General features: G+C 70.0%; 14 protein-coding genes. 6 read left to right on the top strand and 8 right to left on the bottom strand.

Annotated elements, in window-relative coordinates; all coding sequences use genetic code 11:
- Positions 1-4 precede the first annotated feature (4 nt).
- On the bottom strand, positions 5-826 hold the full coding sequence (locus tag OCQ_RS17155) for an enoyl-CoA hydratase/isomerase family protein (protein WP_008258514.1): 822 nt from the start codon (positions 824-826) through the stop codon (positions 5-7).
- 85 nt (positions 827-911) lie between these two features.
- On the opposite strand from OCQ_RS17155, the gene hemE reads away from it, so the two are divergent.
- The 4 genes from hemE to OCQ_RS17135 are packed head-to-tail and all read left to right on the top strand — an operon-like array spanning position 912 to position 4808.
- Positions 912-1985 (top strand): uroporphyrinogen decarboxylase, encoded by a 1074-nt coding sequence (gene hemE / locus OCQ_RS17150; RefSeq protein WP_008258513.1) that lies wholly within the window; start codon positions 912-914, stop codon positions 1983-1985.
- A complete protein-coding gene (locus tag OCQ_RS17145; protein ID WP_008258512.1) occupies positions 1982-3358 on the top strand; it encodes a protoporphyrinogen oxidase in 1377 nt (458 codons plus the stop codon). The genes hemE and OCQ_RS17145 overlap by 4 nt, the downstream gene beginning before the upstream one ends.
- Positions 3359-3363: 5 nt before the next feature.
- On the top strand, positions 3364-4059 hold the full coding sequence (gene hemQ, locus OCQ_RS17140; protein WP_008258510.1) for a hydrogen peroxide-dependent heme synthase: 696 nt from the start codon (positions 3364-3366) through the stop codon (positions 4057-4059).
- A complete protein-coding gene (locus OCQ_RS17135) occupies positions 4056-4808 on the top strand; it encodes a class I SAM-dependent methyltransferase (RefSeq protein WP_008258508.1) in 753 nt (250 codons plus the stop codon). The genes hemQ and OCQ_RS17135 overlap by 4 nt, the downstream gene beginning before the upstream one ends.
- A gap of 163 nt (positions 4809-4971) precedes the next feature.
- Here OCQ_RS17135 and msrB read toward each other — a convergent pair whose 3' ends face one another.
- The 4 genes from msrB to OCQ_RS17115 are packed head-to-tail and all read right to left on the bottom strand — an operon-like array spanning position 4972 to position 9062.
- Positions 4972-5397 carry a peptide-methionine (R)-S-oxide reductase MsrB gene (msrB, locus tag OCQ_RS17130; RefSeq protein ID WP_008258507.1) on the bottom strand — a complete coding sequence of 142 codons (426 nt, stop codon included), beginning with the start codon at positions 5395-5397 and terminating at the stop codon, positions 4972-4974.
- The gene (aftC, locus tag OCQ_RS17125; RefSeq protein ID WP_008258505.1) at positions 5394-6704 is read right to left on the bottom strand and encodes an arabinofuranan 3-O-arabinosyltransferase; all 1311 of its coding nucleotides are present in this window, start codon (positions 6702-6704) and stop codon (positions 5394-5396) included. Before aftC ends, msrB begins: the two co-directional genes overlap by 4 nt.
- Positions 6705-6732: 28 nt before the next feature.
- The gene (locus OCQ_RS17120; protein ID WP_008258500.1) at positions 6733-8292 is read right to left on the bottom strand and encodes an alpha/beta hydrolase; all 1560 of its coding nucleotides are present in this window, start codon (positions 8290-8292) and stop codon (positions 6733-6735) included.
- 14 nt (positions 8293-8306) lie between these two features.
- Positions 8307-9062 carry a pyrimidine reductase family protein gene (locus OCQ_RS17115; protein WP_008258498.1) on the bottom strand — a complete coding sequence of 252 codons (756 nt, stop codon included), beginning with the start codon at positions 9060-9062 and terminating at the stop codon, positions 8307-8309.
- Between OCQ_RS17115 and zapE the strand changes: the two genes are divergently transcribed.
- Positions 9061-10194: a cell division protein ZapE gene (zapE, locus tag OCQ_RS17110; RefSeq protein ID WP_014942551.1), complete on the top strand. Its 1134-nt coding sequence runs from the start codon at positions 9061-9063 to the stop codon at positions 10192-10194. The genes OCQ_RS17115 and zapE overlap by 2 nt on opposite strands.
- Here zapE and OCQ_RS17105 read toward each other — a convergent pair.
- The 3 genes from OCQ_RS17105 to OCQ_RS17095 form a co-directional block, all read right to left on the bottom strand.
- Entirely contained in the window at positions 10172-10681 is a 510-nt protein-coding gene (locus OCQ_RS17105; protein ID WP_014385368.1) for a GNAT family N-acetyltransferase, read from the bottom strand. The two genes, zapE and OCQ_RS17105, sit on opposite strands and share 23 nt — an antisense overlap.
- Positions 10669-11187, bottom strand: coding sequence for a DUF1942 domain-containing protein (locus tag OCQ_RS17100; RefSeq protein ID WP_179960103.1), 519 nt, complete (start codon positions 11185-11187; stop codon positions 10669-10671). Before OCQ_RS17100 ends, OCQ_RS17105 begins: the two co-directional genes overlap by 13 nt.
- Positions 11188-11279: 92 nt before the next feature.
- Positions 11280-12050 carry a Clp protease N-terminal domain-containing protein gene (locus tag OCQ_RS17095; protein ID WP_014385366.1) on the bottom strand — a complete coding sequence of 257 codons (771 nt, stop codon included), beginning with the start codon at positions 12048-12050 and terminating at the stop codon, positions 11280-11282.
- Positions 12051-12154: 104 nt separating this feature from the next.
- On the opposite strand from OCQ_RS17095, the gene OCQ_RS17090 reads away from it, so the two are divergent.
- Complete coding sequence (locus OCQ_RS17090) at positions 12155-12490, top strand: DUF732 domain-containing protein (protein ID WP_009952067.1); 336 nt, start codon at positions 12155-12157, stop codon at positions 12488-12490.
- Positions 12491-12531: the final 41 nt, after the last annotated feature.

Raw genomic sequence — 12531 nt, 5'->3', positions numbered from 1 at the left:
CTGCTCAGGTGGCAGATCCGCCGGTAAACCGGGCGGGGCGCTTCTCGCGGTGGGCGGCCAGGCCTTCCTGCACGTCGGGGCCGCTGAAGCTGAGGAATTCCAGGCCCACCGAGGTCTCGAAGGTGGGGCCCATCATGCGGTACCAGTGGTTGAGGCTGCGCTTGGTCCACTGGATGGCGTTCTGCGCGCCCTGCGCCAGGTTCTCGGCGATCCGGGTGGCGGTGGACAGGACGTCATCGTCGTCGACGCAGGTGGAGACCAGGCCGATCCGCTCGGCCTCCTCGCCGAGCAGGGTTTCGCAGGTCAGCAGGTAGTACTTGGCCTTGGCCATGCCGACCAGCAGCGGCCAGCAGATCGCGGCGTGGTCGCCGGCGGCCACGCCGAGCTTCGTGTGCCCGTCGATCAGCTTCGCGGTCCGGCCCGCCACCGAGATGTCGGCCAGCAGCGCCACCACCAGGCCCGCACCCACCGCCGGCCCCCGGATCGCCGACACGACCGGGGTGTCGCAGTTGATCATGTTGTGCACCAGGTCGCGGGCTTCGCGCATGATGCGGATCCGGCCCTCGTACTCGCCGATGGTCTCGGCGATCAGGTCGAAGCTGCCGCCGGAGGAAAAGGCCTTGCCCTCGCCGCGGACCAGGACGACGCGCACGGCCGGGTCGCGATCGATCACCGGCCAGATGTCGGCGAGGTCGCGATGCATCTGCGGGCCCACCGAATTCAGCCCCGGGGAGTCGAGAACCAGCGTCAGCACGCCGTTCTCACCGAGCTCGCACCGCAGGCTGGGGAACTCGTCGTAATTGGCTGGGGGCTGGCTGACCGGCATCCGGGCTCCTGACGTTCAAACGGTTGCGGTCGCGATAGTACGCAGCGGGGTTTGGCGTTCTGCGGTCATGGCAGCATTGAGGCCGATGAACAGGCCCACGCACACCAGTGCGGACACTCGCCGCGACCTTCCCGAGTCGCCGTATCTGGCCGCGGCGGGCGGCCGAAAGCCCCGCCGGATCCCGGTGTGGTTCATGCGGCAGGCCGGCCGGTCGCTGCCCGAATACCGGGCGCTGCGGGCCCAGCACGACATGCTGTCGGCGTGTTTCGACGCCGAGCTGGTCTGCGAGATCACCCTGCAACCGGTGCGCCGGCACGACGTCGACGCGGCGATCCTGTTCTCCGACATCGTGGTGCCGCTGCTCGGCGCCGGCATCGACCTGGACATCGTCGCCGGGGTCGGACCGGTGATCGAGTCGCCGGTGCGCACCGCGGCCGACGTCGCCGCGATCAAACCGCTTGAGCGGCAACGGGTTCAACCGATTTCCAACGCCGTGTCGCTGCTGGTGTCCGCGCTCGGCGATGTTCCGCTGATCGGTTTCGCCGGCGCGCCGTTCACCCTGGCGTCCTACCTGATCGAGGGCGGGCCCAGCCGCCACCACGCGCGCACGAAGGCGATGATGCTGGCCGATCCCGACAGCTGGCATGCGTTGATGGAGAAGCTGACCGACATCACCGTCGGCTTCTTGCGGGTGCAACTGGATGCCGGGGTGGACGCGATCCAGGTGTTCGACTCGTGGGCCGGGACGCTGTCGTTGGCCAACTACCGCGCCTACGTGCAGCCGCACAGCGCCCGGATCTTCGCCGCCCTGGCCGAGTACGGCGTGCCGATGACGCACTTCGGCGTCGGCACGGCCGAACTGCTGGGCGCGATGTCGGAGGTCGGCGCGACGGTGGTGGGCGTGGATTGGCGAACCTCGCTCGCCGACGCGGCGGCCCGGGTGGAGCCCGGCACGGCGCTGCAGGGCAACCTCGATCCGGTGGTCCTGCTGGCGGGCTGGCCGGTGGTCGAACGCGCGGCGCGCGCCGTCGTCGACGACGGTCGGCGCGCGGTCGACGCCGGCGCCGCCGGTCACGTCTTCAACCTCGGCCACGGCGTGCTGCCCGAGACCGACCCCGCAGTGCTGACCGACCTGGTGTCGCTGGTCCATTCGCTATGACGTCCCGCTCATATTGCGTTGTCGGGGGCGGAATTTCGGGGCTGACGGCGGCCTACCGGCTGCGCATGTCCCTCGGCGACGACGCGGCCATCACGCTGTTCGACCCGGGGGAGCGGCTCGGCGGGATCCTGCGCACGGAGCTGGTCGGCGGGGCGCCGATGGATCTGGGCGCCGAGGCGTTCGTGCTGCGCCGACCCGAGCTGCCGGCGCTGCTGGACGAGCTGAATCTGACTGGGCACCAACTGGTTTCGACCGGTGCTCGCCCGCTGATCTACAGCGGGCAACGGCTGCGCCCGCTCCCCACCGGCACGATCGTGGGCATCCCGTCGTCGGCGGCGTCGGTGGCCGGATTGGTCGACGAGGCGACCGTCGCCCGCATCGACGCCGAACCCTCCCGCCCGTTGGAGTGGGTCGCCGGCAGCGATCCCGCGGTGGCCGACCTGGTGGGCGACCGGTTCGGCGACCAGGTGGTCGCGCGGTCGGTGGACCCGCTGCTGAGCGGGGTCTACGCGGGCTCGGCGGCCACCATCGGCCTGCGTGCGGCCGCCCCGACCGTGGCCGCGGCGCTGGACCGTGGCGCCGCCAGCCTGACCGACGCCGTCGGGCGGGTCGTGCCGCCGGCCACCGGCGCGCCGGTGTTCGGCGCGCTCGACGGCGGGTACCGGGTGCTGGTCGAGGAGCTCGCCGCGCGCGCCCGGCCGCGCTGGGTGCGCGCCGCCGCGTCGCGGCTCGAGCGCGCCGACGCGGGCTGGGCGGTGTTCGACGACACCGGCGCCCGCTGGGGCGCCGACGCGGTGATCCTGGCCGTGCCCGTGCACGAATCGTGCCGCCTGCTCGGCGGCATCGCGCCCCGCAGCGTCGCCGCGGCCGGGCGCATCGCGAGCGCATCGTCGGTGGTGCTGGCGCTGGCCGTGCCGGCTGACACCGCGTTCCCCGACTGCTCGGGCGTGCTGGTGGCCACCGGGGAGCGGTTGCGGGCCAAGGCCATCACGCTGTCGTCCCGCAAGTGGGGCGCCCGGGCCGACGTGCAGCTGTTGCGGTTGTCGTTCGGGCGGTTCGGCGACCACGTGGCGGCCAGCACCTCCGACGACGAGCTGCTGGCCTGGGCGCTGGGGGATGTGGCCGCCGTGTTCGGGCTCGACATCGACCCCGTCGACGTCCGGGTGCAGCGCTGGATCGACGCCATGCCGCAGTACGGCCCCGGCCATGCCGACCTGGTCGCCGAGGTGCGCGCCGGACTGCCGCCGACGCTCGCGGTGGCGGGGAGCTACCTCGACGGCATCGGCGTGCCCGCCTGCGTCGGCGCGGCCGGGCGTGCGGCCGAGGATGTGATCAGGGCCATCGGAGGTCCGGACGCGCAAGTGGCACGATAGGTTTCATGGCCAAGCTCGACTACGACTCGCTCAACTCCCAGATTCGCTACCTGATGTTCTCGGTTTTCTCGGTGGAGCCGGGTGAGCTGGGCGAGGAGCGCGACGACGTCATCGACGAGGCGTCGACGTTCCTCAAGCAACAGGAGGAGCGCGGCGTCGTGGTGCGCGGCCTCTACGACGTGGCGGGCATGCGGGCCGACGCGGACTTCATGATCTGGACGCACGCCGAACGCGTCGAGGCGCTGCAGGCCACCTACGCCGATTTCCGCCGCACCACCGCGCTGGGACGGGCCAGCTCGCCCGTGTGGAGCAGCGTCGCCCTGCATCGGCCGGCCGAGTTCAACAAGAGCCACATCCCGGCGTTCCTGGCCGGCGAGGAGCCCGGCAACTACATCTGCGTGTATCCCTTTGTGCGGTCCTATGAGTGGTATCTGCTGCCCGACGAGGAACGCCGCCGCATGCTCGCCGAGCACGGCATGGCCGCCCGCGAATACAAGGATGTCCGCGCCAACACGGTCCCGGCGTTCGCGCTCGGCGACTACGAGTGGATCCTGGCGTTCGAGGCTCCCGAGCTGCACCGCATCGTCGACCTGATGCGCGAACTGCGCGCCACCGACGCCCGCCGGCACACCCGCGAGGAGACGCCGTTCTTCACCGGCCCCCGGGTGGCCGTCGAGCAGTTGGTGAAAGCCCTGCCATGACAGCGCCGTTCGATCCGACCGACCCCACCCGTTTCGAGCAGATGTACCGTGACGACCGGACGTCGCACGGCCTGCCCACCGCCACGCCGTGGGACATCGGCGGCCCGCAACCGGTGGTCCAGCAGCTCGTGGCGTTGGGCGCGATCAAAGGCGAGGTGCTCGATCCGGGCACCGGCCCCGGCCACCACGCCATCTACTACGCCTCGAAGGGCTATTCGGCGACCGGCATCGACGGCTCGCCCGGCGCCATCGAGCGCGCCCGGGCGAACGCCGAAAAAGCCGGGGTGTCAGTCAATTTCGAGGTGGCCGACGCCACAAAGCTGGACGGGTTCGACGGCCACTTCGACACCGTGGTCGACTGCGCTTTCTATCACACGTTCAGCACCGAGCCCGAGCTGCGACGGTCCTACGCCGAGGCGCTGCGGCGCGCCACCAGGCCGGGCGCGCGGCTGTACATGTTCGAGTTCGGCGAACACAACATCAACGGCTTCAAGATGCTGCGGTCGTTGTCCGAGAGCGACTTTCGCGACGTGCTGCCCGACGCCGGGTGGGACATCACCTATCTGGGCACGACCACCTACCAGGTCAACATCAGCGCCGAGTCCATCGAGTTGATGGCCGCGCGCAACCCCGACATGGCCGACGAGGCGGCGAAGTTGCTGGAACGGTTCCGCGCCATGGAACCCTGGCTCGACGGCAGCCGGGTGTACGCGCCGTTCTGGGAAGTGCACGCCACGCGCGCCGACTGAGGGCCTGGGCGTCACACCCGTCGCGTCTGTCACTGGGGAAGGGAAGGGGGCTTTTGCCCACCTCCCAGCGACAACGTGTTTGCCCTGGTCACACCCGTTAACGACGTTGTCGCTGGGAGGTGGGCACAACGCATGCCCCCCGGATTCTTGTGACTGCTGGGACTCAAGCCCCCGACGGCACCAGTCGCAGGCAGACCGAGTTGATGCAGTACCGCTGGTCGGTCGGCGTCGGATAGCCCTCACCAGCGAACACGTGGCCCAGGTGGCTGTGGCAGTTCGCGCACAGCACCTCGGTGCGCGTCGTCCCCATCGAATGGTCGGGCCGCAGGATCACCGCATCGGATTTCGCCGGGTCGAAGAACGACGGCCAGCCGCAGTGCGACTCGAATTTCTCTGTGCTGCGGAACAATTCGGCACCGCAGGCACGGCACTGGTACACGCCTTCGGTCTTGGTGTCGGTGTATTCACCCGTGAAGGGTCGCTCGGTGCCGGCTTGGCGCAGCACGTGAAACTCTTCCGGGGTGAGCTTCTGGCGCCACTCGTCGTCGGTCAGCTGCAGCTTCGGACGCGATACGTCGGGGGAGGTCATGCATCCACGGTAGCGCGCTGCCGCTCGGTCATCAGCCACGCCGGATCGATCCCGTCATCCAGCCGGTTCTCAGCCTTGGCATCGAGGTACCGGAAGTACAGCACGGTGAACACCACGATCAGCAGCAGCGACCAGCCGTAGGTGATCTTGAGGTACTCCAGCGCCCGGCCCCAGCGCATCCAGTTGAACAGCAGCCAGCGGTCCAGGGTCATGAAGCCGTAGATCCCCAGCCACGCCGGCCAGTTGCGGATCAACGAGTTGGGCAGCACGACCGTCATCAAAAACGGGAACAGCATCATCGAGTAGTAGCCCTGGGCCAGCGACGACACCAGGAACGACCACAGCAGCAGCACACCCGCGGAGTTGGTCAACCAGAACCGCGGGTCCCGGGTGCGGTAGTGGCGGTACAACAGCCACAGGGCCCCAATGGCCAACAGCGTGAACAGGATTCGCAGGAACACGATCAGCCAGGTGGGCAGGCCGAAGTACACGCCGTTGCCCTCGATCGAGCTGTTGAAATAGTCGCGGGTGCCCAAAAAGTAGGGCACCGTGCGGGTCACGAAGTCCATCGGATCACTGACCAACGGCCACGCGGCGGCGTTGACGACGACGGGAATCACGAAGGCCGGCACCAGCGCTCGCCACTGGCGGTTCAGCACCGGCAGCAACAGCAACGGCAACAGCACCGGTTTGAGCGTCAGCGTCAGGCCGATCGCCACGCCGGCCCACCATTGCCGGCCGATCCGGCCGTCGAGCAGCCACCGCAAGAACAGCATCTCGGCGAGCAGCACGCAGCCGTTGATGTTGGTGAACACCAGCGTGTTGGTCACCGTCTCGGTGCAGAACATGGCCAGCAGCAGCGCGGGCGCGGCCACCGAGGACAGCGTGTAGTTGAACATCCGCAGCAGCAGATACCACGCGGCCAGGATGGCCACGGTGTTGATCAGGATGAACAGGTAGCGCGACGGATACTCGGGCAGGTACCCGAACGGTGCCATCAGCAGCGTGCCGCCGGGCGGATACAGGTAGTGCGGGTCGACGTAGTCGAAGTGCTCGTTGTAGATGTCCCAGCCGCGCCGGAAGTTCACCACCGCCCGGTAGACGGGTTTGAAGTCGTCGGTGATGTTGCCGTTGGTGGTGATGACGATGCTGCGGTGCAGCACCGAGAGGATGGCGATCGGCCACAGCGCGGACCGCAAGATGCTCGCCACGCTCGGCGCGCCGGTGCGGGGACGAAAGGCGGTCAGGAGCCGCTCGCGCGAGCCGGTTCGGATCGATTCAGCTGCCGTCACCAGCGCACCGTACACCGGCGCGCCGGCGCCGCTGAAGGCAGCATCAGGCCGGGCAGTAGGTGTCGGTGTTGGGCAATTTGCCGCTGCTGAGGTAGCCGTTCAGCGGCGCAACCGCGCAGCCCGAATAGATGCTGGCGCCGTGCCCGATGCCCTGCCACATCACCCGCTTGCTGGCCGCGTTGGCGTTGATGATGCTGGCCGCGGTCGCCGCGACCCCGTCGGTCCCCACGATCGGGTCGTTCTGCACGCCGAGCAGCAGCACGTCGACCTTCAGGGTCTTCGGGGAGGGCGGCGGGGAACCGGTGGGCCAGTGCACGCACTTGACCATGTTGAGCGCGGCGACGGTACCGAATTGGGGGTAGAGCTTGCCCCAGGCGACGAACAGCTCACGCACCCGGTCCGGGGTCGGGCGATTGACGGCGTCACTGCAGACATTGACGAACTGGCCGTCGGAGTCCTGCACGGTGTTGGCGTGGTTGATCAGGTTGTTCAGCCCGTTGGTGTCACCGGAGCGGGCGGCCGCGAGCGCGTTGGCCAGGTCGGTTGTGGCGTTGACGCGACCGCCGGACGGGAAGCCCAGCGCGACGGTGATGGCGTTGGCGACCTGTGCCACCGACGCGCCGCCGGGGCCCCTGCCGGCGCGGGCGTCGGCCAGCAGGGCGCTGACGGCGCCCTTGGGGTCGGGACCGAGCGCGCAGTTCACCGCGATGCACTGGGCGGCGAAGGCGTCGAGCGCGGCCTGCTGCCCCTTGACCTGTTGCTCGGCGGCGGCTTCGGCGTTGGTGCCCAACGCGACCGGTGAGTCGAGGACGAGGCGGGCGACCTTGTCGGGCCGCGATCCGGCGTAGGCCAGCGCCACCTGGGCGCCGTTGCCGATGCCGATCAGCGCCAGGGCGGGCACGTCCCAGGTGCTGCGCAACCGCTCGATGTCGGAGGCGGCGTGCGCGTCGTCGTAGGCGGAGGCACCAGGCGCGATGGCGTCGGTGCAGTTGGTGGTCGCGGTGTTGGCGACCTCGGACAGGTTGGCCACCGGGTCGTCGCCGGTCTGGAACTGCGACTGGTCGCGCATCTCCTGGCGGTCGAACTTGTCCCGGCAGTCGATGGGGCTCGACATGCCGATGCCGCGACGGTCGACGGCGACGATCGGGTGGGCGGCGAGCACGTCGGCGCCGGCGCGGGACAGCCAGACCGGCAGCTGCGCCGACGACGGCAGATCCGAGCCGGTGGTGAAGACCAGCGGCCCGGCGTCGTGGGGCGTCTTGTTCGTGCGGGCGCGCACCACGCCGATGCTCAGGCTGCCGCCCCCGCCGTTGACCGGGTCCAGGTCGGAGTCGTAGGTGGCGCAGTCGAGCTGCACACCCGCGGCGGCGGGAACCGCCGCGTCGGCGAACACCCGCGAGGTGCAGTCGTGCCACGCCAGGTCGTTCTTGGGCGCGGCGATCGGGGGCGGGCCGGTGGGCGCCGGCTTGGAGGTCGCCGCTCCCTGCGGCCGCGCACCGGAATTCGTGGCGAAGCGCGGGTTGGCGGCCAGGCCCGGGACGCAGCCGGCCAGCAGCGCGGTCACCGCAACGAGGATCGTGGCGCACGTGTACGGCCGACTCATGCCGACCACAGTAGCTAGGCCCTGACGTAGCGGGTGTAAAGGTAGCCGGCGTCGTCGGTCAGGACGTGGGCGCACCGCATCCCGGTGAGCAGCTGGCCCGGGCCGGCCGCGATGCGTCGCGCCTGGCCCCCGACGATGTAGGGCGCGATCGTCAGGCACAGCTCGTCGAGCATGTCGCGGTCGATCAGCGAGCCCAGCAGCATCGGGCCGCCCTCGGTGAGGATGCGGCGCAGCCCGCGCGCGCCCAGGGCCGCCAGCAGGGCGGCCTCGTCGACCTTCTCGGGATCGCCGGCGGAGCAGTCGACGACCTCGCACACGCCGCTGAGCAGCCGTCGCGTCTGGGCGGTCGCCGCGGCGCAGGTGAGCACCAGCGGGGGCACCTCGGTGCGGGTGAACACGGCCATGTCCCGGTTGAGGTGGCCCGATTTGGTCACGATCGCCAGGGGCGGGACCTCGCTTTGTCCGCGGGCCTGCCGGTGCTGACGCTGGGCGGCGCTCAGCTGCGCCCCGGAGTAGCCCTCGATCCGCACGGTGCCCGCGCCGACCACGATGACGTCGGCGAGCTCACGCAGCAGGTTGAAGATGAACCGGTCGCCCGGCCCGCCCATCGCCCCGCTGCTGCCGCCCGAGGTGGCGCCGCCGTCGACGCTGGTGATGAAGTTCGCCCGCACCCAGGTCGCGTCCTGCTCGGGATAGCCGTAGAGCCGGGGGAGTTCGCCGTCCTCGAGGTCGCGCACCGAGCCCAGCAGCGACAGCGGCGTCTCGGGCATGGGTCTGATTGCAGCACGCCGCTACAGTTCCTGCATGCACGGGTCCACCTCCGCGGGCGTTTCGGGCGCCGTCGCGCGCCTGGTGGATCGGCATCCGACCGTCTCGCCGGAGCGCCTGATCGCCCAATTGAGGCCGCCCCCGACGTTCGCCGACGTGAGCTTTGCGACGTACCAGCCCGATCCGGCCGAGCCGACGCAGGCCGCCGCGGTGCTGGCATGCCAGGACTTCTGCCGGCAGGCCACGCAGCGCCGCGCGGGCCGCCGAAAGTTGTTGGGACGACGGCAGGTTCTGCCCGGTGTCGGGCTGTACCTCGACGGCGGGTTCGGGGTGGGCAAGACGCACCTACTGGCGTCGGCCTACTACGAACTGCCCGGTGACGGGCCGGGCGGGTCGAAGGGCGGGACGCCGGATGGGCCGCCCCCCAAGGCTTTCGCGACCTTCGGGGAGCTCACCCAGCTCGCCGGGGTGTTCGGCTTCGCCGAATGCGTCGACCTGCTGGGCACCTACACGGCGGTCTGCATCGACGAGTTCGAGCTCGACGACCCGGGCAACACCACGCTGATCGCGCGGCTGCTCTCGTCGCTGGTCGAGCGCGGGGTGTCGGTGGCCGCCACCTCCAACACACTGCCCGAGCAGCTCGGCGAGGGCCGCTTCGCGGCGCAGGATTTCCTGCGTGAGATCAACACGCTGGCAAGCATTTTCACCACCGTGCGCATCGAGGGGCCCGACTACCGGCACCGCGGCCTGCCGCCGGCCCCGCAGCCGCTGTCCGACGAACAGGTGGCGGCGCGCGCCGCGCGCGTCGACGGGGCCACGCTCGACGACTTCGACGCGCTGTGCGCGCACCTGGCCACCATGCACCCGTCGCGGTACCTGACGTTGATCGAGGGCGTGCGCGCGGTGTTCGTGACCGGCGTGCACGGGATCGACGACCAGAACGTCGCGCTGCGGCTGGTTTCGCTTACCGACCGGCTCTACGACGCCGGAATTCCCGTGGTGGCGTCGGGCGCCAAACTGGACACCATCTTCAGCGAGGAGATGCTGGCCGGCGGATACCGAAAGAAGTACTTACGGGCCACATCCCGGCTGCTGGCGTTGACGGCGGCGGCTAGCCCAGCTCGCGAACCATGACATAGTCGTGCTCGAGGCCGGCGCCGAGACGAAACGTCCTGGTGCCGCTGATCCTGAAGCCGCTCTTGGCGTAAAAGCGTTGCGCGCGTTGGTTTGCCTGGTTGACCCCCAGCCACACGCGCCGCGCGCGCCACTCGCCGGCGGTGGCCAGCGCGCGGTCCATCAGGGCCGTCGACACCCCGCCGCCGTGGTACGCGGGCAGCACGTAGATCTTGGACAGCTCGGCGGCGCCGGGCTCGCGAATCAGCATGGCGTAGCCGATGATTCGGCCGTCGTGCGCCGCGGTGAGGACGGCGCGGTGCGGATCGGCGAGGTAGTCCGCGAAGCGTTCGGCCGACAGGTTGGCGGCCACGAAGGCCGCGATGTTCTCCGGGGCCGCCGTGGGCGGGCACGCGAGCGGAAAGGTAAGGCCCGCAACGGCGGCCAGCTCGGCGGCAGCACCGGAATCCGCCGCCGCGACGTGGACGGTTCGGATCAAAGATTCCACTGGGCGAGGTGATAGCCCGTCTTCTTGTCCAGCAGGACGACGGTGGAGACGGGGTCGCGGTAGGCGTCCCAATACACCTCACCGCGCACGATCGCCCCGTTGGGCGCGTTGACGATCACGTTGTCCAGCGCGTCGGGCGCATCGGAGGCCCGCGGCTTGTAGGCGTCGGCGTTCGGGGTCACCCCGTTGAAACTGAAGATGGTCGCCATGATGTACGGATTGGGCACGCGGATCGCGCGAATCGTCACGTCGGCGCGCTCGACGGTGCTGCCGGGGAAGCCCTTGTAGGTGCCCTCGCGCGTGTAGCCGAAGCCGGGCGGCGGGTCGCAGGGCGCCACGCCGCTGACGGTCACGTCCGCGATGAACGTGCCGTTGTCCACGCGCAGCGTGTCCCCGATGTGGCCGATCGGCGCGTCGCCGGCGCCCGCGGGCGGCGCCGGAACGACGGCGGTCGCGCTCGCCGCGGCAACCAGCGCGGCCGACACCGATACCAGCCAGCGGCGCATCTTCGCCATGTCTTGCCTCCTTGGCACCGTTGCGGGGACCCTCGCATGATCGCACACGCGGTGGCGCCCGAGGCAGGGGTCGGCCGCAGCCGTCAGGCGTCACCGCCGCCGTCCGGGGCAACGGATTTCCCGCCACCGAGCGAGTCCAGCGCCGCGATCAGATCGGCCTCGACCCGGTCCTTGTCGACGCCGCACCGGTGCAGCGGCCCCGGGGTGGAGGAGGCGGCCTCCAGTTCGAGCAACGCCAGCAGCTGGTGTTCGGTGCCGACGTAGTTGTGGCCGAGCCGAAGGGCCTCGCGCACGGTCAATTCGAGGGCCTTGCGCGCCGGCCCGCTGAACGGGATGAGTTCGGGTGGTTGGTCTTCCACGCGCAGCGCGGCGATCGACGCGGCCGCGGCGTCGCGTAGCGCCTCGGTGTCGATCTTTTGCAGGCGCAGCAACACCGTGGCGAGCGCGGCCGCATCGGCGAGCACCCCGATCAGCAGGTGGTCGGGGGTGATCTCGCCGTTGCCGGCCTCGTGCGCGGCGTTCTGGGCCGCCACCACCGCGCCGCGCGCCCGCGGGGTGAACCGCGCGAAGCCTTGCTCGGGGTCCAGGGTGGTGGCCTCGGCGCGAGGGACGAATCGTTTCTGGGCGGCTTGTTTGGTGACGCCCATGCTCTTGCCGATGTCGGTCCACGACGCTCCGGACCGGCGGGCCTGGTCCACGAAATGGCCGATCAGGTGGTCGGCGATCTCGCCCAGGTGCTCGGCGGCCAGTACGGCGTCGGTCAGCTGGTCCAGCACGTCGGGGTGGGTGGTCTTGATCGCGGTGATCAACTCGTCGAGGCGGATCGGATACGCGATGCGGATGGGCTCGGACATGTCGTCAACGCTAGGTTGACGGATGCCGAGTGTCAACCGCGAGTTGACGAAGCCTGTCGCTAGCGGGTGCGGGTGGGCGACATCTCTGGGAGAATCACTGAGCCATGAAGCTCATGCTCGCCCTGTCCGGCCTGGCCGTCACGATCGGCCTCGCGGTGCCGGCGCACGCCGACCCCGTTGACGGCGTCGACGGCACCGACGAAGCGTTCATCGCGTCACTGCGCGCGGCCGGCATCACCTTCGCCGATTCCGACAAGGCGGTGGGCGCGGGCAAATGGGTGTGCGACACGGTCGGCCAGGGCACGCAGATGCCCGACGTGGTCAAGACGCTGCTGTCCAAGAACTCCGCGCTGAGCGAGGGCAAGGCCAATCAGTTCGCGGCCATCGCCGCGAGCACGTACTGCCCGGGCGCGATCACCTCCACCACGAACACCCCGTAACGGCGCCGAGGTGCCGATTGTCGCCGGGTTTGAAACAATCA

The sequence above is a fragment of the Mycobacterium paraintracellulare genome (assembly GCF_000276825.1).
In the GTDB taxonomy this organism is placed as follows: Bacteria; Actinomycetota; Actinomycetes; order Mycobacteriales; family Mycobacteriaceae; genus Mycobacterium; species Mycobacterium intracellulare.
The sequence above is the reverse complement of the archived record's forward strand: the minus strand, read 5'-3'. Positions and strand labels throughout refer to the sequence as shown.